We start from the raw sequence: 23,231 nt of genomic DNA, 5'->3' as shown, positions 1-23,231 counted from the left end.
CGTGAGATCTTCTGATCCTATGAAGATTTATATAGAAAGTCACTATTATCAAAGGTTGAAGAAGCCTACGCGAGAGACAGGGGGTTAAACTTAAAAATTTTTTAATGATATCTATATGTAGAAGGAGGTGATTGGGGGGTGGGGTCTGGTGATTCGGATTCTGAAGAACGAAAGATTTTCAGAGTCTATGTTAGTAGAGAAGAAATCTCCAAGAGTCGTTGGAAGACAGGTCTATGGGAATCTCTATGGATGCGATCCTCAACTCCTTTCAGATCTAGGGTATCTTGAGAGAGTTGTAAGAAAGGCAGCTGAAGTAGGCGGGATGAAGCTCTTGGATGTTAAAGCGTGGAAGATAGGCTTGGGAGTGTCTATAGTGGGTATTATTCTAGAAAGTCATATTTCAATACATACATGGCCTGAGTATAGTTTTGCTACAGTAGATGTATACTCCTGCGGAGAGCATACAGATCCTGAGAAAGCCTTCGAGTACATAGTCTCAGCCTTAAAAGCATCAAAGGTGGAAAAAGGCTTCGCCGATAGAAGTCTGATCTAATTAATATCTAGATTCATATTTTAGATCACTTTTTAATCCTCATTCAATATTCAAATCAGCTTTTAAACTCCTACACAGGATTAAAGGATAAATAGTTTTAACCCCTCTATCACAATATAATATAATGGAGCCTGATCCGGACCCCACCCCCCGATGAGGATTATACTTGGTTCTCATCGGCTCCGGGTCAGGCTCCTCCTTTATCATATTATGGTTCTTATTTCATCTCTTACAAGCTCTCCAATTTTAACTCCTAGATCCACCTCTCCGAACGTTGATATATAGAAGATCGGAGGATTCTCAGGATATTCTCTAATGATATTTCTGGTAAGATTTCTCACAAATCTTATGTTCTCTTCTTCCAAAGCTTCTTTATTCTCATTTTCGAGAGCTTCTCTAATACCTTGAGGTATTTTTACGTGAGATCTCTCGAAGAGGAATCTCGCGATTTCTTTACTACTTATACTTCCTAATCCTATTACTATATCAATTTCTCTTGGATCTATTAAAAGCAGTCTTCTAATTCCCGATAGGAATACTCTGAGAATATCTACGTCGTATATAGGTTGTGTGACAAAAAAATCAGCACCAGCATCTCTCTTAACAGAGATCTTATAAATCTCAGGCTCTAGAGGGTTTAGATATGGGTTTACAGAAGCTCCTATAAATATCTTGTTAGTTCCTGTGTAGACTCTTCTTCTCATATGGTCTCTCCCGAGATCGTTTATCAGCTTCGCTAGATATATTATTCTTGGAGAATCAAGATCCCAAACACTTTTACTCTGAACTCCTAACTTTAGATCCCCTGTTGTTGCTATAATCGAATCTATTCCAAAGCTTAATGCTGTTATAATATATGTTGCTATCATATCTCTAGTATGATCTCTTCCAGTGATCTGGAAGCCCACATGCTTATCTGGAAATAAAGTTTTAGCAATACTAGCAAGAGCTATAGAACTCTGAAGAGGCCTCCCACCAGGATTATCTACGAAATCCACACCCTCATAGACCCTATATATCTTCTCAAGATCTTCTCTCAATTTTTCTGTACTAAGATCTCTTCTAGGAACATATTCATATATAAGGAAATACTTGAATCCTCTGGATCTCAAGAAATCTCTCAGACTTCTGATAGAAGGTCTGTGATCTCTTATCATGAAAAATGAATCAAGTTTAAGCCTAAACATATCTTTTTCTCTCCCATAGATCTTAAGATTATTAAAAGCCTTGATCCAAACACATTCTATACTGGAATCTTCGCAAAATACCCCATTATACCCTCCACAAGGCCCGTTAAGCATTCTTTTCGGGCAACTCATCGTATCTCAGCTACTAGATGAGAATTTAATAGAGAAATATATCTTTAATACACCAGGAAGTACAGGGTTCAGCTCTTATACAGGTTATTCCACCCCCTATACCTTTCTATTCTCTCTAGATACTCCCACTCTCAGCTTAACTTCTCTACACAGCGTAGTTTCAGGATCAATATTCTTTTTTAAACTCCTAAGAATAGACTTCCTTCTGTTACTCTCTTTGCTAGCTTCAGCAAAGGCTTTAGCATGATGCATGTTCATACTTTCTTTACATTCTGCACTCTAGTTAGTAGAGGAATAGATGAGAGATCTCTCCACATTAGAACAGGTCTTCAGATGATGTCTGCGAATAGTTAAATAATGTCAAGAGATCTAATACTGAGGGAAGATGAAGCCAGAAGATATAGAAGGATTTGTAATCATTGGCGGAGGGTTCGCCGGCCTTGCAAATGCATATATGATAGAAGATTCTTTATTATTCGAGGAGCATAACATAGTAGGATACCCTCCTCACTGTACTGGTATAGTAAGCAGTAGATTCGTGAAGATCCTGGGCTCCATAGCCGTAGAAAATATCATGAACATCTATAAAGGAATTAAGGTTCTAGATCTTAACGGCAGTGAGATTTTAAATCTAAGATTTACTGATAGGATTTATAGACTTGATAGAATTAATCTGGAGAGAATGTTATTAAAAGAAGCTATAGACAGAGGATCTAGGGTAGAGCTAGGATCAAAGATTTTAAGTTTAGAAGAAGGAGAGAATAACGAGATCTGCTTAGTTATTGATAGAAAGAATACCTTATTTAGAAGATGCTTGAAAAATCATGTAGCTATAATATCGGATGGAGTGAATGGAATCATATCTAAGAAGATCATAGGAAACGAGAAGAGAGATCTTTTATTAGGAATTCAAGGGCTTGCCCCGATTAAGAGATATGATATGGCAGATATAGATGAGATCTTGGTATTCATAGATGACAAACTCTTCCCAGGATTCTTTGGATGGATCGTCCCTGTATCAGAGAAGAGAGCTATAGCAGGAGCTGGATTCAGCCTTAAAACTAGTACTAGTATTTTCTTCAGATACTTTCTCTATAGACTGAAAAAAATCGGAGTAGTAGAGGAGGCGAGAGCTGCATCTCTCTATGGAGGAATTATAGTTAGAAGTTTTATCAAGAGAAATATCATGAAAAGATATATTATAGCAGGAGATGCTGCAGGACTTACAAAGCCTTTCACAGGTGGTGGATTGTATACCTCTCTATATCAAGCTCTATCAATTAGAAATTCTATAGATAGGGATATAGATAGATTTAGAGAATCTTATGAGAATAATATGAAAGGAATCCTGTCAGAGCTTTATTTTCAGAGAATGGCGACAAAAATAGCTGAAAGATTAGGCGTAGAAAATATTCTAAGAAAATATGTTGTAAGATACCTGGGGAGAACTCTCTACATAGACTATGATTATCATTCATCGGTTCTTAGGAGGATAATCTCAAGATAGAAATTCATAAACTACGTTCTCTATAAGACTTCTATTTATTCTTCTATCGAATACTATTACAGCTCTTCTTCCTTCTAATAATTTGATCTTATCTATTACAACTCTTCCTCTTATGAAATCACTTTCTCTCTTACTAGGTACTATAAATTCTTTACCTTTTTTCTTCATATACGAGTAGAAGTCATCATAGTTGCTTAAGATCCTAATTGAATCTCTGAGATCTTCTGATACATATCCTAGTCTCTCGCTGATCTTGTTTAAGAGGTTGATACCCGTACTAGTATCGCACTCTACATAAGGATATCCTTGTAATTCTCCTATTTCGATCCTTTTCTTGGAGCTCATTCGACTCTACCAGTGAGATATTTATTTAAGAATTCTATGATTCTTTTATACATCTTAATCCTATTCTCATCTTTTCTAACACCATGTCCTTCGTCTGGGAAGATCAGATGCTCTACTTTTTTCCCTAACTTGTTTAACACTTCTATCATCTGATAAACTTCCTCTACAGGACATCTAGGATCTTTTTCGCCATGTATGAATAGAACTGGTGCTCTTATATTCTCTACAAAGAATATAGGTGATCTCTCTCTAAAAAGCTTTGGATCCATTTTGATAGAATCATAGCTCTTAAGATAGTCAGCTTCGTTCTCATACTCTGTATACCAGTTATAGAAGCCTACTATAGCAACCCCCGCATCCCATATCTCTGGAGCTTTCACGAGAGCCAGAGCTGTTAGATATCCTCCATATGATGCACCTATAATAACTATCTTCTCAGCCCCAAGATCTTTGGCATATTTAGCGGCGTGGATTACATCCTGAAGATCTCCTCCTCCAAGATCTCTATCATTAAGATGCTGAAACTCTCTCCCGAAACCTGTGCTACCTCTGTAGTTAGGCTGGATCACCATGAAACCGTTTAAAGCTAGAAGCTGTGAGATAGGATTCCAGGAATCCATTGAATGTGCATCGGGTCCTCCGTGCACATGAACCACAGCAGTTTTATTCCAGTTATCGGGTTTGTATATCATTGCATGAATTCTTCTCCCATCATAGGTCGTATAGTAGTCTGAATAGGCTTTCACCAGCCTACCCTTTAAACCTCCTGGTGTATTATCTATCACAAGCTTATTATTCACATAGAGAGAGCTAGGCTCGTCAGAGGTGCTCCTAACATAAGCTATGCCACCTCTGAACACCTCGAATTCAACAACTCCGGTTGCTAGAATCTCTATCTCTTCTCTACGAATCTTCTTGAGTATATTCCTTCCATCAGTGAACTCTATAAAAAGTATATCATCGAAATAATATCTAGGGCTGTATTTCTCACTATTGCTTCTATAAATCCACTTCCAGGTTCTCTCATCAAGATCGTACTCTCCTATGTCTAGATATCCATTCTTATTAGATGTAAATAATATTTTCTTTCTAGATCTATTTACATCGCCTAGATAGATCTCAGATCCTTCGAATTTTAGCAAAAGCTCATCCGAGAGATTCTCTACATCGATAAGCCTCAGCTCTGTGTCATATATTCCTCTTATGTAAACGATCTCTCTCTCACTAACCCAGTTAAAATTGAATATAGGCTCATTCCATCTTGTCAACTCAAGAATCTCATGATCTCTCCATAAAAACAGTTGAGAAGGTCTCCCACCTCTATTCGAAGTAAATGCTATCATCTCATCTCTAGGATCGAATCTTGGATTAAAATGGTAATGAGAAGGATCTCTAGTTAGATCCTGCTCTTCACCGCTTTCAAGATCTCTCAGTATAACTTGATACATTTCGTCACCTTCTCTATCCTTTAGATAAGCTATTAATCTTCTCCTATTAGAGAAGGAAGGCTCTAGATAGGAGTCAGGCCCTGAGGTTATCTTCTCGATTCTCTCTAAACTAAGATCATATATATACACATCCCACTTACCATCTCTATTCCAATTAAATGCAAGAAGATTCTCTGAAGGACTTCCACTCAGATTAAAAACAGACTTGATCGTGGCTAGCATTTCAGCGAGTTCGCCTATTTCTAAGCTCATTCAAGATCCCGGTTCATTAATAGGTGTTGAGAACTAATAAAGTAAAAATAATATTATGATCGAGCCTTTCAAATATGAAGATGATTATCATAGGATCTAAAGGATTATGGTCTGGCATCTTACAGTATAAGGTATATATAGATAGGTCTGATCTGAAGGAATCCTCTTATGCTTATGAGGCTCAGGTGATCCAATCTTTTGTATTAATCTTCGTTGGGATATATACATCCATAAGGAACTGCATACCCTTACTAGTTAAGGCTTCGATCTCTAGTTTTGATTTCTTCTCTTCAAAGATCTGAATCTCTTTCAACCATTCTTTAGTGTTAAACCATTTATAATTCTTAAGTTCTTTAGCTCTCTTAAGATCTCTCTCTTTAGCTTTTATAATATAGTTCTTCCTCTCGCTCTCGGTAAGATAAGGCTTCTTACCCTTAGAAGGATCTCCAAATATATCGGTCATTGAAACTCCCAGAAATATTGCATTGGGTGTTGCCAGTCTCTCGCTTTCATATGAGAGAGTTATGGATCCTATTTTAAACACGCTATATATATACCATCCGTAGGGATCTGAATCTGTTATTATATATACTGGAAGCTTCAACTCTTCGTTAAGCCTTCTAACAAACCTTCTAGTAGCTCTATCAGGCTGTCCGGCGCTAGTTATAAGTATCGCCTTATATTTCTTCCAAAAACCTGCTCTATGAAGTTGCTGGAATACAGCATCTTTCTCTACTACAAGCACGTATTCAGCGTCTACATCTATGAAATCTATGAGATCTGGCGTAGGTTCTATGGCGTAGGCTCCATGGCCCATCTTACTTAGATCTATAACATCATCTCCGCTTTTGATCCTCATATTACCAACTACTTTACCCTTCTCCTTGGATAGTATTAGCATATCTTCTCTAAGGAGATTAGTGTATACTTCTATATCTCTCAGAACCGAATCGCTTTCTTTCTGCTCATCCCATGTATTCTCTTCTTCAATTCTCTTATCATGGATCTTGTATCTTATAGTGTGTTTACCTCTATAATAGAGATCTCTTATCGTAGGATACTCGTTATTGATCAGAGACTCATATATTATTGATGCCATTAGAGTTGTTTGCATGAACTTTCTAGCCTCATTAAGATCGAAAAACTTTCTCGAGAATTTTTCATCTCCTAGCAGAAGTAATTTTCTCTTCGGATCATATATAGTGTTTGAGAGAGTTCTCTTCGGGATAAGCATTTCAGGTTCTTCTCCTCTCTCGATCTTTTCAGCGATCTCTAGAAACCTTTTTCTCAGGATTTCGCTGATCCTCTTCCTAGCCTCTAGATCTACTTTCGAAGTATAGGATGTCAAGAAGTCTCACCCTACTCAATAGAGAGAATTACCTCATCTACGCTCTTGAGATCCTTTATGGAAACTCTTTCTTTAAGCATCTTATACAGCATATCCTTCAGCTCATTATATCTGTTTTCTCTCTTATCTTCGTAGAACACGCTTAGGCTTCTAGCCACTTCTGGAATATATTTCAGAAAAGTATACGCTTTTTTAAGCTCCTCTTCTAATTTCTTTCTTCTATTAATATAGGTTCTAAGTCTTCTTGCAAGCTCTTTAACACCGTTCTCTATCTCCTTTTCTATCTCGGGCACATCTGCAACGCTCTCCTTACCAACCCCCTTATAAGGAATCTTAGTGCTACAGATATGTGTTAAGACTGCAAGTCTTGCAGGAAATTCGATCTCGTAGTTCTTCCAGTCAATCTGTGAAACTACTTTAAAAGATACATCACTGGTCTCATCATATAGAAGGGGTATCTTGTTAGCATATCTGAGAAGAAGGATCTCTTCTGGGAATGGTGCTTCTGGAATATCTCCTCCAAAGGCTATACCGATTTCAACTATCATAGAATGCCCTTCAAAAGCTATAGGCTTTCTCGTTATAGCATCAACAAACTCGGGCTTATACATATTTTCCAAACCTATCTTGATCAGTTCTTCTCCTATAGGTGATAGATGTTCTGATGAAGGTCTTCTAATATTTTCATATCTATTGAGAGCATCCGCAAGTTTCTTAAGATCTTCTAGGTTCATTTTCTTCACAGATTGATTAGCTCTGAGCCCAGCAAGCTTTATAATTCCTTCAGCTGTCTTCTCTCCTACGTTATCGAGTTCTTCCATTAGAAAATCTTTGAGACGTCTAGCTCTAGATCTCTGAACTAGATCTCTAAGCATTTCAACGTCAACACCTCTAGGATGAGGTTTAACTTCTCGAGGAGGTTTCGGCATCTTATCTGTAAGTCTTCTAAAGAAATGTATACCACCCTCTGGATCTTTGAATACTATCTGTGCATATGGTGTCACGATAGCTGTTCTTCTTATATACTCTATAATCTTATTTTTAGATCTGATCCAATCTCCTTTAATATATACCTTCACAATAGTTCCATGCCACATGCTCTCATTAGGGTATAAAGCTTCTTCTAGAATTATAGGCTCATTATTCTTTATATCGATCATAAGCTTATAATAATATATCGAATCAGATCCTCTTACACTGCTAATAACCTCAACAGGTTTTCCTAATGTTATTTGACTGTATAAAACAACCATTTTAGCACCTAGACCAAACATTCCTCGAGTCTGTTTCAGAACATACTTGCTACTATATAAAACTCTTCCAAAAGCTTGAGGTATATGGCTGGGAGGAATTCCTATTCCATTATCCTCCACTGTGAGTATAAAAACATCTTCTCCTAAAGATTCTTCAGGATCTAATATCACCTTTATGTTAGGAAGAATACCATGTGTGTCTGTTGCATCTAGAGAGTTTTCAACAAGTTCTCTGACAGCTTGATATAATGCTTTTGCGGGATTGGAAAATCCAGCGATCTCTTTATTTCTATAGAAGAATTCTGAAGGAGATATAGCTCTATACTTCTCTGCTGTTGTTATGCTCACAATACCACCTCTATTCTCACTTTATTATTAGCTGTGGAGTATAATGCCTTAATAGTTTATGTATAGATATGCTTAAAAGGTTTTCTTTTTGAAGATCTACAGATCCAGGTTGCTTTGAGGAATCACATATTCTAGAACACAATGTGCATCTATACATTCACTCTCATACTCTCTATGAGTTTTATTTGTTCTTATATTCTTACGAGATCTTCTAGTTCTACCCATGAAATCATCTTTAATAGATATTCCTAAGAACTATTAAAAGCTTCTTCCCTGTTCTCATCTTCTAATAGTTTATCTAAAGCTTTCTCAAGTCTTTTTATTCTCTCTCTACCCATTCTATAAGCTTTGTTTATAGTCTCTACTATCAATGGTATATCTTCTTCTCTTAAGAGGATCTTATCTCGAGTCTTTACCAGAGTATCTAATCTGATTCCAGATAGGATCTCTACTATGTATCCTCTCTTACTTCTCGAGAGAATACCACTATGCTTGAACCCTGCATCTCTAGCTGTTCTAAGTATTCTAACAGCTTCAGATAGTGTATACGTGTTCACATGTATTATAGGTCCTGAAACTACAACCCATATAGAATTCACAGCTGGAGTTTTAATTATAGATCTCATTTCTTCTAATGTTATCTCACCGTGTTTCTTAAAGAACACATAAGAATCTTTTCTGATCCAAGGGTATATAGAATCTATAGCAGTTATTCTACCACTGCATGAACTTGTTGGAAAAGCTTCTCGCAATCTAAATATCTTTATAAGAATCTCTTCGATCCCTGGATCTAGATATCCTATATATCGATCTCTGATCATTCTCTCATAAAATTTTCTCTTAAGATCCTCCCATGCTTCCAAAGGGATCATAGATATATCAAACTCTTCTAATCACATGACTCCTTTTAGAGTTCTCTTTATATCCTTATTATATTCTCTAGTTATTTTAGCTTTTCACCATTATCTTTCTCTTTTTCAAGTTCTCTCTTTATAGAATCCTGGATCTCTTTAATTCTCTTGATTTGTTCTAGCGCTTTTTCAATCCATTCACGGCTGCATTCAAGACCTCTTCTAGTGAAATAAGAAACTGCTTCACTTCTACTCTTGAAAACACCTCCTTCAACGAGTTGATCTATGATCTTTAGATCCTCAGATCTAACTCTTACAGAAGATACTACCTCAGTTTCATAGGTCTTTATAGGTGTGCTTGCAACTTTCGCTATCTCCTCACTAAGATCTCTTATCATTTTATCAAGACTTCTTATTGTGGTTCCTATAGATGCGATGACTATGTCAGGTATTCTTCTTAACCCCATCCACATGTGATGGGGGAAGACCCTCTTCTCCTCTAATTTACTCTCAAGTTCATCTATTATTTCATTCATGCGATCTATGAATGCTTCAACTCTATCTCTCATATATACTCCTATCTTCTCAACCTCTTCTCTACTAAGATTCGCTCTCTCTATATCATCTCTAACTTCTTCAAGAGATCTTCTCAGATCTCTTACAAGAGATCTTATTTCATGCCTCCAGAATCTCAGAACATCTCTCCAAGGCCCCACCTCTAATTTTCTCTCTACATTATCATAGATCTCTTTCAACCTCTTCTCAGCTTTCTCAAATATATCATTAATTCTCTTATTAAACTCTTCAGATGACATGTAATCACCGTTACATGTAACAATGTAATAGATATTTAAGCTTTTAATATGACCACATAGGCTTCTGACCTCCTCCCCGCTCTAAAGAGCGAGGCTTTAGAATTGTAAAAATTTATAACCCTCCACTCTAGTAGTAAGGTAACGGGCCGGAGTAGCTCAGCTGGTAGAGCGCCGGGCTGTTAACCCGGTGGTCGGAGGTTCGAATCCTCCCTCCGGCGCCATCATCTAATATGCAAGTGTGTTTCATGCGCTAGAGAGTATTAAATATTAAGTTATCAAGAATATTTTTAGATAGTAATACTATGTTGAAGAGTATGAAAGGCTTGATTAAAAGTTTTAGAATTAGAAAGAAGAGTTTTGAAACTGAGGAGAGTAATATTGAGGATCTGGATAGGAAGCTAGGTGGAGTATTTAATATAAGAAGTGGTGTTTCAGCACCTGAGTACTATGGAATGATCGAGGTTCATTACGAGAATGTTAAGGGCAGGATCTTGGATCGATATCCTGTACACGACCCATGGGCTCATATAGTTATAGTTGAGAAGGAGGATACTAAAGAGATCATATATAAAATAGATGAGGTTTCTCTCACAGATCTGGAGAAAAAGATTTTCTCAAGAATATTAGATTATATGATCTGGAGTGTCGGAGAGATCTCACCTGATGTGAACCCTGTAGACTATATATCTCATAAGGCTCGGCAAGCTATAGATCTCTTTAGAGTGAGACTTGGCACAACTCCCTCAGTTAGCTGGTCAAAGATACTTTACTATGTTGAGAGAAATGTCCTAGGATATGATGTTCTAGATCCTTTGATTAGAGATCCTTTCATAGAAGATATATCGTGTAATGGAGTAGGATACCCTGTATACGTGTGGCATCGTAAGTATGAATCTATACCTACAAATCTATGGTTTAGATCTCATGATAGTCTCGATAAGTTTGTTATGAAGCTCGCTCACAAATCTGGGAAGCATATATCTGTAGCGCACCCGATACTAGATTCAATACTACCAGAAGGTCATAGAATTGCTGCAACGTATATGAAGGAGGTATCAACACACGGCTCTACATTTACTATAAGAAAGTTTAGAGAAGATCCCATAACAATAATAGATCTCATATCATTTAAAACACTAACACCACTTCTAGCAGGATATCTCTGGTTTTTGATCGACAGGAAATCACCTATTATGGTTCTAGGAGTTACAGGAGCGGGAAAAACAACCCTAATAAACAGCGTTCTCAATCTAGTAAAACCAACATATAAGGTTGTCACCATAGAAGACACACCGGAGCTAAGACTCCCTATAGAGAACTGGGTTCAGCTAGTTTCAAGACCTAGCTATGCTGCTGGAGAGAGCAGAGCTGGAGAGATAACTCTCTTCGACTTGGTCAGGGTATCGCTAAGATATAGACCTGATATAATAGCTGTAGGTGAGGTGAGAGGTGAAGAGGCATATGTTCTCTTTCAGGCTATAGCTACTGGTCATGGTGGTGTGACCACTATCCACGCTGAAGATATTGATTCCATGATCAAAAGATTGAAAAGCCCTCCAATGAACATACCCGAGAGCTATATACCATTGATAAACAGCGTGTTAGCGGTGAGAAGAGTTTCGGTGAGAGAAGATGGTAGACCTAGAAGTGTTAGAAGGGTTACCGATGTATGGGAGCTGGATAAGGATGGAAGCTATGTAAAGATATTCTACTGGAGTCCTTCTCGGGATGAGATAATTGCAGAGCTCAGCAAGAGTGTTATGATATCAAGGTTATCGAAATTAGAAGAACGTTCTCCTGATGATCTTCTAGAAGAGATCATGGATAGAGCAGCTATCATGGTCTGGCTCAATAGACGAGGTGTGAGAAATTATAGAGAGATAGCTAGATATATATCTATGTATCACTTAGATAGAGATAAGATCCTTAATACCGTGAGAGAAGATCTCAAGAGCATGAAGATAGATCTAGAAGAAGATATATTCTAGGAGGTATACAATGTTAAGAGATAGTCTGAGAAGAATTATTCCACGGAAGAGAAGAAGGAAGGTTGTTAAAGATAGAAGAGTTTTAAGTGGAAGCTCTACCATTACTATAACCATAATAGATGTGCTCTCGCTTGTTTTATTCTCAGGCTTGGCAGAGAGAATTAGAAAAACATTTGATCTTGATAGAGTTATAAGATCTGCAGGTATACCAATTCATCCATTGATATACTCAGCAAGAGTAGCAACAATGCTCATAGCCTCGATAATTATAGGAATTTCCATCATTCTCGTGGGTGTCATGATCTATATTAACACGCCAATGATCATGCTGATATTTATTCTTGCAGGCGTATTCACGCCTGTTCTAGTATTCTCTCTATCTCTTCTCTATCCAATAGCTAGAATCTCATCTCGAAGAAATACTCTAGAAGCAGAACTACCTTTCTTCGTATCATATGCAGCTATAATGTCTAGGGGTAACATATCTCTACCTAAGGTTTTAGAGAGATTTTCAGAGATCAAGCTTTTCGAGGGTTTAAGAAGAGAAGCTAGGCTATTCCTTAGAGAGGTCAAAGTATTTGGAAGAGATCCTATAACAGCTCTAGAGAATCTAGCGGCAGAAACTCCAAGTCCTCTCTTTAAGGATCTCTTGATGGGTTATGTGACTGTACTGAGAATAGGAGGTGATCTTACATCTTATCTCGAATCTAAAGCCGATGATCTTTTTACGAAGTTTAGTGAGAGAATTAAATCTATAATAGAAAGAATGGGTTTGATCATAGAGATCTATATGATATTGGCTGTGGTATTAACATTATCACTTTTCGTTTTATTTGTATCAGCTGGAGGACTTCAGATTCTAGGTGTTCAAGGTGGTATAAGCAATATGCTTATCGGAGCATATCTCTTCATATTCCTTCCTCTAATGTCTGTAATAACCATCTTCATAGTACACTACTCACAGCCAAAACAGGTGGTGATTTTAAGAAAAACTTTTGATGGTGTAATCATAGGCTCTATCTTGGGCGTGGTCTCAGGTCTTATACTTCTAATACTCACTAACGGTTATCTATATCTCTATGGTGTTATCAACAAGGTATCCGCCTTAGGTGTTATAACCTCGGCAACAATACCTCTTATAGTCCTCTCAGGAGTTGTATGGTACTACTATAGAAGAGAAACTCGTGAAGCGAAAGGTATTAATGAGAAGACCACATACTTCCTCGAAGATGTGAGCGAAGCTAGAAGAACGGGTCTTTCACCTGAGAGAGCTATTATTCAGGCGATGAGAAGAGATTATGGATCTCTAACTCCTATAGTAAGAAGGATTGGTATTGCTCTAAGTATTGGAATGGACGTATCTACAGCCATTAGATCTAGTCTTAGTGAGATAAAAAGTAGATTTGTAAGAATAATGTTTAGATTCTTAATTGATTCTATAAATGTTGGAGGAGGCAGCCCCGATGTAATGTATTCTCTAGCTAAATTCTCCAGATCTCTTTCTGAGCTGGAGAGCAGGCTGAGAGGTTCTTTAAGATCCTATGTTATAATGCCTTACATAGCGGCAGTTCTTCTATCAATATCCTCAATACTATTCCTGACAATGCTTTTACAAGCACCTATCTCTACCGGAGGTGTTCAAACGAAGATAGATCCCTCGGCGCTCTATAATTTTATCATCCTTCTCAGCATAGGTATCTCTGTAAATTCCTGGATCATGGGTTTAGTAGCAGGTAAGATCTCTGAGTTAAGCCTTGGAGAAGGCTTTAAACATGGATTCATACTTCTAATAATATCTCTAATCATACAAATTATAATGATCTCATTCTATGTGAATATATAGCATAAGCCTTTAAATTGAAAAATTATTATTTCAGAATTTCAGAGATCCGCCACAGGATCTTTCAAAGAACTTGCCATAAATCCTCTAGCCATACCTCTCGTATTATAACAGATCACATAATCGCCAGATACTTCTAGCACTATAACACCGGCTGTATCTGATCCAAAGAATCTTTCTAACTCGTCAAAGCTCTCTTCAACAGCTCTGCCTAGATCTCTGAGATAGCGATTATGCAGAGCTATACTTCTGCAGAGAGATACACTCATGATAGCCTCTCCAACACCTGTTGCTGAGCATGCTATCTCTCTATCTGCATAGAATCCAGCGCCTGGTATTGGTGAATCTCCAATTCTTCCTGGAAGCTTAAGCCATATACCTCCGGTACTTGTAGCTGCTGCAAGTCCTCCTTTGCGGTCTAACGCTACTGCTCCTACGGTATCTGAGATTGTAGGTCTTATTCTTTTTATCAGTTCTATGTTTCTTCTGTAGTATTGTGGGAAATTTCCTGAGGATATGATCTCTCTATATCTTCTTCTGATCTCAGGATTATCCTCTGATCTCTCTATTCCTAAAATTCTGATTAAATCTTCATCATAGAGTCCTCCTAGGAGAACATGATCTGTTTCTGATAAGATCTTTCTAGCTATCTTAACAGGATTCTTTACATTTCTAACCATAGCTACCGCCCCAGCTTTCATGGTAGATCCATCCATTATTCCTGCATCCATCTCAGCAAATCCTTTTATATTTAGCGCGCTACCATAACCAGCATTAAAGATCCCTGAATCTTCTAGTTTCGCCACTGCATATTCTACAGCATCCAACGCGCTGAAATCCTGCTCAAGTTTATCGTAGGAATCTTTAGCCAGATCTCTGAGAAATCTTATTATTCTTTCACGAGTTTGAAGATCTACATTCCAGCTTCCAGCTCCTCCGTGGATCAATATAGCTGGCTTAGCGAGATTTCCTCGAAGAAAGGTTCTTCCGGAGGGTTTTATAGAGCTCACCCTGAGATATTTGACTCTAGAGATTAAAGAAAAGTAAAGTCTTGCTATAATCTATTTTTCGGATTTTTCAAAAGGAAGATTAGATTGATCTAGTTCCATTATTTTTCTCATTAGCTGAGGACCTCCTCTTCTCTTGATATTCTTGAGCATTTTATTGATGTTATTATAGTATGTCACCAGCTGTTTTACATCTTCAAAGCTAGTTCCAGATCCTATAGCGATTCTTCTCATCCTAGATCTATTTAATAACCCGGGATCTCTAACTTCTTTTTCCGTCATTGAATCTATTATATGAAGCCATTTTCTCATAGTCTTCTCACTAAGCTTCACCTCATCTTCATTTAACGTGAACATTGAAATTCCAGGAATCATCTGAAGAATCTTTGATAGAGGTCCTAGCCTCATTATATTTCTCAGCTGATGATAGAGATCAGGTATTGAGATCTCTCCTTTGCTAATTATCTTCTTCATTCTCTTCTCAAGCTTTTCACTCTCCTCAATAGATCTGAGTTTATCTATTAAACCTTCTATATCTCCTAAACCTAGTATTCTACCTATAAATCTTCTAGGATTGAAAACCTCGAGATCATCGATCCCTTCTCCTGTACCTATAAACTTTATCTTAGCTCCCGTGGCTATAACAGCTGATAAAGCTCCTCCACCTCTACCGCTTCCATCAACCTTCGTAACCACTATAGAGCCTATAGGAGTTCTCTCATGAAATCTCTTAGCGAGATCATATGCTTTCTGTCCTATGTAAGCATCTATCACAAGCATTATTTCATCAGGATTAACAACCTTGGCTATAGCTTCCATCTCATCTAATAAAGCCTTCTCCTCTCCATAACCATGTCTTCCCGCTGTATCTATGATTATTATGTTACATCTATCCTCTATAGCTTTCATAACACCTTTCCTAGCTATCTCGACAGGATCATTAGAATTCTCCTCTCTATAAACCTTCACATTTATCCTATCCCCTATCTGTTTCAACTGCTCATAAGCTCCAGCTCTATAGGTGTCGGCGGCAATTAGACAAGGTCTAAACCCGAGTTTTTTATAGTAATTAGCGATTTTACCGCATGTGGTGGTCTTTCCAGAACCTTGAACACCGATCATCATTATTATATAAGGTTGTTTATGTGGCGTGACATTAGGAAGAGTATCTCCGCCAAATATAGAAACCAGATTATCATATACTACTTTTATAAACCAATCTCTTCTCGTAACTCCCGGCGGCGGTGTTGTTGACAGAGCTTCTTCTCTTATCTTCTTAGATAGATCATATACTACTTTTATATTCACATCAGCTGATATAAGTGTTTTCTGAAGTTCTCTTACGAAGTTATCTACAGATCTCTCGTAGGTATCTGATCCTTTGAGAAATCTCACTACAAGATCTTTTAACCCTTCTAATCCTTTCATTTATAATACCACTAGAAAAATATTACCTCACAGAGGTAATTATTCTGTTGCCCATCACAACCCAATACTCAACATCTCTTCCAACACTGATCCTCTGAGCAAGATCCTTGTCAGAAGGCATTGGAACATCAAAAGTTTCATAAGTCTCAGAATCCATTATCTGAACACTATTTCCTGTTATAGCTATCACATGACCTGTTCTCTTATCTATTATAGGTACTTCAACTCTTGTATCAACAGGTGCTACAAGAGTTTTCCTAGTTCCCGAGAGTATTGATATAGCTACTACGTGAGCTTTAGCAGAACCATGTTTACCTGTCTTAGCCTTTGTAATCTCAACAATTCTACAAGGCTCTCCATCTATAACTATAAAGCTTCCCTCCTTCAGCTCGCCAAGCTCAGCATATGTTATGCTCAACCTCTCACCCAATAAATAACTATGATAAAGCCTTATATTCTGTCAGATATGATCTGTGAGATAATTCTATAGAGGTTTATCTATTGTGAATTAAAGAGGAGTTCTAATGATACCGCGAATATTATACCTATGTATTATTTAATAATGTTTAGGATGTGATCATATGAAAGATTCTTATGAGAATAAGCAGATACGTGAGAGCTTAGGCAAGATCGCTGTAGTAATACTTAACAAGGATAATGCTGAAGGTCTTAGGAGAGCTCTTGAAAGTCTAATAGATCAGAGTTGTCCTCCTTGTGAATGCTTTGATATATATGTTGTTGACGGAGGTAGCAGAGATCGCTCTAGAGAGGTCTTCAACCTTATAAGTAGAGGTAGGGATTGCATGTTCTTCATAGAACAAAGTATTAAGGGGGGTACAGGACCTGCTAGAAGAGAGATCATAGAGAAACTAATGAGAGAAGGCTATAGAGTAGTTATATGGGGAGATTCTGAAAACATATACGATAGAAACTATGTGAGAGAGATTCTAGAGAGATTTGAGAAGATAAAGAGTCTTAGAAAAAATCAGGTTGTTATAGTTTCGGGAGAGAGCATAGTAAGAAATACAAGTATATGGTCTCATATTTTCTTCTGGTATCATACATATCACCAGCTCTTTCCCATCGGCGTTGGAGATAGGCATGCGCCGGGGAATAATAAGTGTGAGGATATAGAAGTCTATAGATTCTTTGTATACCCGCCTTGCACGAGAAGTGAAGATTATATATTCTCTTACTATCTGTATAAGAACTTCAGAAGTAAAATAACGTATGAGCATGCCAGTAATGCTATTGTGTATGTATCGATCCCGGATAGCTTTAGAGATGTTATTAAATGGCAGAGAGCTAGAGTTAAGGGTTTAGTAGAGTGTAGCAGAATGATAAAATATAGATACCCCCCTGATCTTTATATGTGGTTATCATTCTTACTTTATAATGTGATCATGATAATTCTCTCAGTGGCAGGATTTATATCTATAGCTTTATTCTACCTAATATCTATAGTAATGGCGATAGTATTTCTCCAGCTAAGAAGCTATAAGCTTGTAGAGAGACCTAGATTCTTCACAGGATTACTAGGATACATAGGATTACTGTTACACGCTTTCTTCACAGTCTACTATACTGTCAAATTTTCTGAGAGTTAAAATAATTTGAATCAAGTTAGAATCTTTTCAAGATCTCTCGAAATATCATAAAACTTACGACCGGAGAGATTCTACTCTATGTTCTATAGTGGAATTCTATAATATATAAGTGTTTACAAGATATACTGTAGTATGGTGATGTAGTCTCTACTCGGTGAGGGATCAATAGGTGAAAATACCTCTAGACTATATATGTGTTAAAACCGGTGTGCTTTGCCCTAGATGTAGAAGGCTTGTTGAGATCGGGATGGTTGAGGAGTTTGAAATAGATCTCATGAGAGCTATGATAGATGTTGAGAATGATGCCGAGTTTAAAAATATTCTATCAGACTTCACATACGTGAAAGCCTACAGATTTTCAGATAATATAGTTATAGTAGGTGAATTCTCGCATAAGGCAGATCAAAGGATTCTCCAGAGGCTTTCAAAGGTTTTAAGCGATAAGCTTAATATGAGAGTTAGAGTGATCTCGCCTAGCAATAAGAAAGATGTGAAATCTCTCATATCACAACTCATATTCCCTGCCAGAATACTTGGTGTTAACATAGTATGGGTTCCAGACGGATCTCAGCAGCATATAGTGAGAATCCCTAGAACTGATCTCAGGTATATAACTCTTCCAATAGAGAATATAGAGAAGATAGTTGAGGTAATAAGCGGAGAGAGTGTAAAGATAAGAATAGAGTAGATCTAGAGTATTTTTGATATGTTTTCTTTAAATAACTCTCTCAGTAGATTTGTAGCATAGCATCCTCTGTCAAGACAGAATTTAATCTTCAATCCATCGACCTCTATAAGGGATAGAGGGCATACAAGAGATCTTTTTATAACAATTCTTTTTAAACCGGTTAATTTCCTGATCACCTCATATCTTAATTTTTCTTGAAGTTCTTCTGAAACTTCATAGAATATATATTTATTGATACTTCTAAGGTCGGCGCCTTTCTTATCAAGTTTTATAGATATACAAGGAGTCTTGATCCCGCTAAGAGGGTTTAGACATTCTACTTCATTCTCTAATCTATGAAAACTCAGGCCGTGTAGCTTCCATCTCTTTGACAGATATGAATTGAATAAGTAAGAGAGATATGCTTCTACGAAGAGTAGATTAATTCTCCTGGGGATCTTTGAGAAGATCCTCTCTATAGGTTCTCTCTCAAGATCTCTGCAAATGATCTTCTCGATCCACATCCATCTATGTCTAGACTCTAGTATCTCTTTACATTTCTCTCTAGTATCACAGGTATCCTGAGGGTAGCATATTATTTTCTCCATCGCTCTCTCCAGATCTCCTCTGATAATGTATCTTCCTACTAGGTGAGTTATCATTCTTCTCAATCCAAACCTCTGATAGGAGTAGTAGTTTGGTATGAAACCTATATCTTTGATAGTGCTCAGAATTTCTAAGACCTCTCCAGCTCTTCCCCCAGGTTCTTCTATGATCTCAGAGAGATCTACTAGAAAACAGTTTCCAGCGAGGATATCTCTCTTAAATCTTCTTCTCGAATCTAAACCTATAAAGTATAATTCGAGATCTTTTGAATAGTAGTATGGCATGAATTTTCCTACTTTGTCGAGAGCTATGAATTGAAATGTCTCAGCAGACTTATCCTTAAGACCTAGATAGAATACTCTCTCAGCTTTTGTGATTCTCTTAACTCTTCTTAAAGCTTGGAATGTATCGAGATCCTTCTTCTTCAAAATATATATATGAAGAGAAGAATAGGAAGAAGATGGAGGATACATAGGATATCTGTAGAAATCTTCTGATGGTAGATATACTTCACCGGCAGTTCCATGTATTCTAGATACTTCAAAGACTTTGAAATTTGAAGAATTGAGTCTACCTATCGCTTCTAAGCCTCTGAACCCTGTTTCATAGCATTCGATTTTAAGAAAAAGATCTTCTTTCAGACTAGATTCCACACATCTAACAGATCTGTTAACCATCTCTCTCACAAAGAGGTGTATTCAGAGATCTATAGATCTATAGAAGAGGTAATCCTCCCGTCACCTTATCAACAATTCTAGAAGGGGCGGGACCTACACCGACAGCTGTTAGGGTTCCCGGCTCTATCTCTGTTCTGCCTGCATCTCTTATGATTGAACAGGGGATCTCTAGAGCTTCGCATTTTCTATAGATCTCAGTTAACTCACTCTCGCTACTAACCTTTACAACAACTTTCTTCATACCACTCTCGATCCACCTATCCAACCATTCTCTCCTCTTCTCGAAGCTTTTTAAAACAGCATCTACTGAAGCATGAGCTACCTGGGCTGCCAGCTTGCCAACGCTCATCATGAGATCCACTCTTACAACTATAACTTGTTTAAACTCTTCGTTTTTAATCTTTTCACCCGAAGATATATTATTAGGGAATGGAAAATTTTTAATTTAGATAACCATGTAACTTTTGGTGAACTTAATATATGAGTTCCAGTTCTCAAGAGGATCTGAAGAGAGTTATTATTAGAGTTAGAGGAATAGTTCAGAGAGTAGGATTTAGATATTGGATCTATAGGAATGTGAGAAGATTAAGAGTTACAGGGTTTGTGAAGAACGAGCCCGAAGGCTCTGTGCTTATAGTTGCCGAAGGTCCTAAAACAGATCTTGAAAAGGTTATAGAACTTGCGAGAGAAGGTCCTCCTGAAGCTGTTGTCGAGGATATATCAGTATCGTGGGAGGAGTATAGAGGTGAGTTTAAAGAATTTTCCATAGCCTTCTAGATTATATTATTAGCTCTGGCTTCTTTATAGGCTATTTTAAACAGTCTATCTCTTGCTACTTTTATCGCTTGATCCAGAGGTTTTTCATATAATACATCGAAAAGATCCTTGATCTGTTCTACGTAGTATCTTACCTTAGAACTGGTTTTATCATACCACTTTCTATATGTTAGAGCATAGCTTGAGACAAGATATTCTATAGAAGCTATGTAGAACCCTAGATCTATTATCTCGTAAGCTTTAAGAGCCGAGTTATATGAATTGCTAACATGATCCTCCTGAGATGCTGATGTAGGAGCACTAAATGCTGATGAGGGGTATGCTAGTGTGGAGATTCTGTTCAGCAAAGCAGCTGTCGTGTACTGAGATATCATAAGACCTACATCACTTCTTGTCGTTAAGAATGGTGGTAACCCTCTGTTCAGAGAAGGATCTAGAATGCTGAAGATCCTTCTATCAGATTGTATTAAAGGCTGTATGACAGATTGCACAAGCGTTTCCATAGATATCGTTATATAACTCCCATAGAAGTTGCCTCCACTTACACATCTACCGTCTATAAATAGAGGGTTATCAGATGAAGAATTGATCTCTCTCTCAACGAGTGTTCTAGAGAATTCTAGAGCATCATAGAATCCTCCAAGAACTTGCGGTATCGTTCTAAAGCTATACCTATCTTGAAGCACTTCAGAGGATTCAGCAGATGAATCTATAAGGATCTCTCTAATTATCCTAGATATAATACTAGAACCTCTATGCTTCTTAGCATTAACCAGCTTATCAGAAAAATGCTCCTTAGGTGTTGCCATAGCCTCTACAGATATAGACGAAGCTATGATGAGAGACATGAGGAGAATCTCGGCTGTGGCTATGGTGTGAGCTGCTATAGAGCTGCTCATAGCAGTGTTATTCATAATACTCAGAACATCTCTAGTATCAGGTTTTAAAGGTTCTAATCCTTCCTCTCTGAAGAGATCTCTTGAGAAACCTTTTCTACCTCTACTATCTTCAACCAAACCTTCACCATATATAGCTAGAGCTATATAAGACATCGGAGCCAGATCACCACTAGCACCTAGAGATCCGTATTTGGGAATGAGAGGTGTTATTCCTTTGTTGAGCATTTCTACTATAAGAGAAATCACCTCGGGACTCACAGCTGAGTATCCTAAGCTTAGCTGTCTGGCTAATATGATCATAGCTCCTCTAACGAATTCTCTTGGAAGAAGATCTCCGACTCCAACAGCATGCTGCCTGATCAACTTTATAGGGTCCTGAGCATCAGAGATCCTATGAACCACTTGCCCACCTAATCCTGATGTAATACCATAGCAAGAACCTCCTGAATTTATGTATCTATTGAAATTCTCTCTAATAGTTTTCAACTCTCTCTCTTTTTCCTCGGGCAGAAAAATCTTGTAAAGATCTCTAGAAGTAGAGATCTCATAAATATCTCTACATGTTAGATCTCTACTTACATCTATTAGAATCGGTTCACGCAATAAAATCACTCCATATCTAAAAAGAATAGCAAGAATTAAAAGAGGTTTACAACTGTAGGTCTGTCTCTTATGGTGTGAGAAGGTTTGAATACGCTGAATACTAGCATAATATCCCTGGAGTTAGCATTATAGATCTGGGTGTCATAAGACATATGATCGAAGATTTAACAGAGGTTCTGGTAGAACCAGGCTCTATTCTAGTAAGAGATCCTAAAGACTATAGAGTGAGAGATCTCGTAATAAGAGATCCTAGGAGGTGTAATAGTGAGTGTATCTGTATAGTAGGATACCCATGGGATTGGAATACAGCTGGCACACCCGGAGCTAGATATGCTCCGCTCTATATTCGAAGACATCTATACGGGTTGAACTTTAATCCTCATAAGAACCTCTGCTTATGCGACCTAGGAGATGTAAAGATCGCTCCTGGAGATCAGAAGATAAGCGAAGAAAGACTTGCGAGAGTGGTAAAGAGAGTCTCTGAGAATTGTAGGAACTTCATAATATTGGGAGGAGATCACTCTCTCACCAGAGTTAGCATGAAGATTCTTCTAGAGAAATATTCGAGAGCAGGTTTAATTGTTTTCGACTCACACCTGGATCTTAGAAAACTTTCTGAGGGAAGATCTTCTGGAACTTACCTCAGAGATCTACTAGAAGAATTCGGAGAAAGATTCAAGGTATTTGTAGTAGGATATAAAGACCACTCCAACCCCTATTATATGATTGACTACGCTAGAGAGAAGGGTGTCTCCATAATAGGTATCGAGGATGTTAAAAGAAGATCTGACGAGATTATAGAAGAGATCTTGAAAACAATGAAGGGGAGCGGGATCTATATAAGTATAGATGCAGATTCTATAGACCCCTCCCAATGTCCGGGAGTTAACGCTGTATCTCCCGACGGGCTTTACCTGAGAGAACTTGTAGAAATTCTAGAGAAGATTATAAAGAGGCTTGCTGAATATAATATAAGAATCCTTGGATTTGATGTAGTAGAAGTAGTTCCCGATAAAGATGTTAATGAGATATGTTCTAGAAACATAGCCTATGTAGTGTATAGAATATTAACATCTCTCATAACCTCCTAGTA

Annotated in this window: 22 protein-coding genes and 1 tRNA gene; 9 read left to right on the top strand and 14 right to left on the bottom strand. The window is 37.6% G+C overall.

Annotated features, from left to right (window positions below; all coding sequences use genetic code 11):
- Positions 1-187 precede the first annotated feature (187 nt).
- Positions 188-553, top strand: coding sequence for an adenosylmethionine decarboxylase (gene speD, locus QXS89_00295; protein MEM3830635.1), 366 nt, complete (start codon positions 188-190; stop codon positions 551-553).
- A gap of 203 nt (positions 554-756) precedes the next feature.
- Here the strand turns inward: speD and QXS89_00290 are convergent, their stop codons facing one another.
- Complete coding sequence (locus QXS89_00290) at positions 757-1,872, bottom strand: methylenetetrahydrofolate reductase C-terminal domain-containing protein (protein MEM3830634.1); 1,116 nt, start codon at positions 1,870-1,872, stop codon at positions 757-759.
- A gap of 385 nt (positions 1,873-2,257) precedes the next feature.
- Here QXS89_00290 and QXS89_00285 point away from each other — a divergent pair, with 385 nt between their 5' ends.
- Positions 2,258-3,379 carry an NAD(P)/FAD-dependent oxidoreductase gene (locus tag QXS89_00285; GenBank protein MEM3830633.1) on the top strand — a complete coding sequence of 374 codons (1,122 nt, stop codon included), beginning with the start codon at positions 2,258-2,260 and terminating at the stop codon, positions 3,377-3,379.
- Here QXS89_00285 and QXS89_00280 read toward each other — a convergent pair.
- The 7 genes from QXS89_00280 to QXS89_00250 form a co-directional block, all read right to left on the bottom strand.
- Positions 3,371-3,724 carry a hypothetical protein gene (locus tag QXS89_00280; protein ID MEM3830632.1) on the bottom strand — a complete coding sequence of 118 codons (354 nt, stop codon included), beginning with the start codon at positions 3,722-3,724 and terminating at the stop codon, positions 3,371-3,373. The two genes, QXS89_00285 and QXS89_00280, sit on opposite strands and share 9 nt — an antisense overlap.
- Positions 3,721-5,424 carry a S9 family peptidase gene (locus tag QXS89_00275; GenBank protein MEM3830631.1) on the bottom strand — a complete coding sequence of 568 codons (1,704 nt, stop codon included), beginning with the start codon at positions 5,422-5,424 and terminating at the stop codon, positions 3,721-3,723. Before QXS89_00275 ends, QXS89_00280 begins: the two co-directional genes overlap by 4 nt.
- Before the next feature lie 181 nt (positions 5,425-5,605).
- On the bottom strand, positions 5,606-6,772 hold the full coding sequence (locus QXS89_00270) for a DNA topoisomerase IV subunit A (protein ID MEM3830630.1): 1,167 nt from the start codon (positions 6,770-6,772) through the stop codon (positions 5,606-5,608).
- 11 nt (positions 6,773-6,783) lie between these two features.
- Complete coding sequence (locus QXS89_00265; protein MEM3830629.1) at positions 6,784-8,367, bottom strand: DNA topoisomerase VI subunit B; 1,584 nt, start codon at positions 8,365-8,367, stop codon at positions 6,784-6,786.
- Between the two features lie 102 nt (positions 8,368-8,469).
- Positions 8,470-8,598 (bottom strand): hypothetical protein, encoded by a 129-nt coding sequence (locus QXS89_00260; protein MEM3830628.1) that lies wholly within the window; start codon positions 8,596-8,598, stop codon positions 8,470-8,472.
- Positions 8,599-8,621: 23 nt separating this feature from the next.
- On the bottom strand, positions 8,622-9,245 hold the full coding sequence (locus QXS89_00255; GenBank protein ID MEM3830627.1) for a hypothetical protein: 624 nt from the start codon (positions 9,243-9,245) through the stop codon (positions 8,622-8,624).
- A 71-nt stretch (positions 9,246-9,316) separates the two neighbouring features.
- A complete protein-coding gene (locus QXS89_00250; protein ID MEM3830626.1) occupies positions 9,317-10,039 on the bottom strand; it encodes a hypothetical protein in 723 nt (240 codons plus the stop codon).
- 145 nt (positions 10,040-10,184) lie between these two features.
- Here QXS89_00250 and QXS89_00245 point away from each other — a divergent pair.
- The 3 genes from QXS89_00245 to QXS89_00235 all read left to right on the top strand — a co-directional run bounded on the left by QXS89_00245 (position 10,185) and on the right by QXS89_00235 (position 13,870).
- A tRNA-Asn gene (locus tag QXS89_00245) sits at positions 10,185-10,260 on the top strand.
- An 81-nt stretch (positions 10,261-10,341) separates the two neighbouring features.
- Complete coding sequence (locus tag QXS89_00240; protein ID MEM3830625.1) at positions 10,342-12,027, top strand: type II/IV secretion system ATPase subunit; 1,686 nt, start codon at positions 10,342-10,344, stop codon at positions 12,025-12,027.
- A gap of 10 nt (positions 12,028-12,037) precedes the next feature.
- A complete protein-coding gene (locus tag QXS89_00235) occupies positions 12,038-13,870 on the top strand; it encodes a type II secretion system F family protein (protein MEM3830624.1) in 1,833 nt (610 codons plus the stop codon).
- A 38-nt stretch (positions 13,871-13,908) separates the two neighbouring features.
- Here QXS89_00235 and QXS89_00230 read toward each other — a convergent pair whose 3' ends face one another.
- Genes QXS89_00230 through QXS89_00220 form a run of 3 tightly spaced genes read right to left on the bottom strand, consistent with a single transcriptional unit; the run spans position 13,909 to position 16,720 of the window.
- The gene (locus QXS89_00230) at positions 13,909-14,877 is read right to left on the bottom strand and encodes an isoaspartyl peptidase/L-asparaginase (protein MEM3830623.1); all 969 of its coding nucleotides are present in this window, start codon (positions 14,875-14,877) and stop codon (positions 13,909-13,911) included.
- Between the two features lie 51 nt (positions 14,878-14,928).
- Positions 14,929-16,302 (bottom strand): signal recognition particle protein Srp54, encoded by a 1,374-nt coding sequence (locus tag QXS89_00225; GenBank protein MEM3830622.1) that lies wholly within the window; start codon positions 16,300-16,302, stop codon positions 14,929-14,931.
- A gap of 22 nt (positions 16,303-16,324) precedes the next feature.
- Positions 16,325-16,720: a translation initiation factor IF-5A gene (locus QXS89_00220; protein MEM3830621.1), complete on the bottom strand. Its 396-nt coding sequence runs from the start codon at positions 16,718-16,720 to the stop codon at positions 16,325-16,327.
- A 163-nt stretch (positions 16,721-16,883) separates the two neighbouring features.
- Here QXS89_00220 and QXS89_00215 point away from each other — a divergent pair, with 163 nt between their 5' ends.
- Both QXS89_00215 and QXS89_00210 read left to right on the top strand, forming a co-directional pair.
- A complete protein-coding gene (locus tag QXS89_00215; protein ID MEM3830620.1) occupies positions 16,884-17,909 on the top strand; it encodes a glycosyltransferase family 2 protein in 1,026 nt (341 codons plus the stop codon).
- Positions 17,910-18,078: 169 nt separating this feature from the next.
- Entirely contained in the window at positions 18,079-18,597 is a 519-nt protein-coding gene (locus QXS89_00210) for a transcription elongation factor NusA (GenBank protein ID MEM3830619.1), read from the top strand.
- A gap of 2 nt (positions 18,598-18,599) precedes the next feature.
- Here QXS89_00210 and truD read toward each other — a convergent pair whose 3' ends face one another.
- Both truD and pth2 read right to left on the bottom strand, forming a co-directional pair.
- The gene (gene truD, locus QXS89_00205) at positions 18,600-19,859 is read right to left on the bottom strand and encodes a tRNA pseudouridine(13) synthase TruD (protein ID MEM3830618.1); all 1,260 of its coding nucleotides are present in this window, start codon (positions 19,857-19,859) and stop codon (positions 18,600-18,602) included.
- A gap of 37 nt (positions 19,860-19,896) precedes the next feature.
- Entirely contained in the window at positions 19,897-20,259 is a 363-nt protein-coding gene (gene pth2 / locus QXS89_00200) for a peptidyl-tRNA hydrolase Pth2 (GenBank protein ID MEM3830617.1), read from the bottom strand.
- A gap of 80 nt (positions 20,260-20,339) precedes the next feature.
- On the opposite strand from pth2, the gene QXS89_00195 reads away from it, so the two are divergent.
- The gene (locus tag QXS89_00195; protein MEM3830616.1) at positions 20,340-20,636 is read left to right on the top strand and encodes an acylphosphatase; all 297 of its coding nucleotides are present in this window, start codon (positions 20,340-20,342) and stop codon (positions 20,634-20,636) included.
- On the opposite strand, the gene QXS89_00190 is transcribed toward QXS89_00195, so the two are convergent.
- Complete coding sequence (locus QXS89_00190) at positions 20,633-22,138, bottom strand: aromatic amino acid ammonia-lyase (protein MEM3830615.1); 1,506 nt, start codon at positions 22,136-22,138, stop codon at positions 20,633-20,635. The two genes, QXS89_00195 and QXS89_00190, sit on opposite strands and share 4 nt — an antisense overlap.
- 152 nt (positions 22,139-22,290) lie before the next feature.
- On the opposite strand from QXS89_00190, the gene QXS89_00185 reads away from it, so the two are divergent.
- Positions 22,291-23,229 carry an arginase family protein gene (locus QXS89_00185; protein MEM3830614.1) on the top strand — a complete coding sequence of 313 codons (939 nt, stop codon included), beginning with the start codon at positions 22,291-22,293 and terminating at the stop codon, positions 23,227-23,229.
- Positions 23,230-23,231: the final 2 nt, after the last annotated feature.

Source organism: Sulfolobales archaeon, assembly GCA_038881635.1.
GTDB lineage: Archaea > Thermoproteota > Thermoprotei_A > Sulfolobales > AG1 > WYEN01.
Note: the sequence above shows the minus strand (reverse complement) of the source record. Positions and strands in the feature narration are given on the sequence as shown.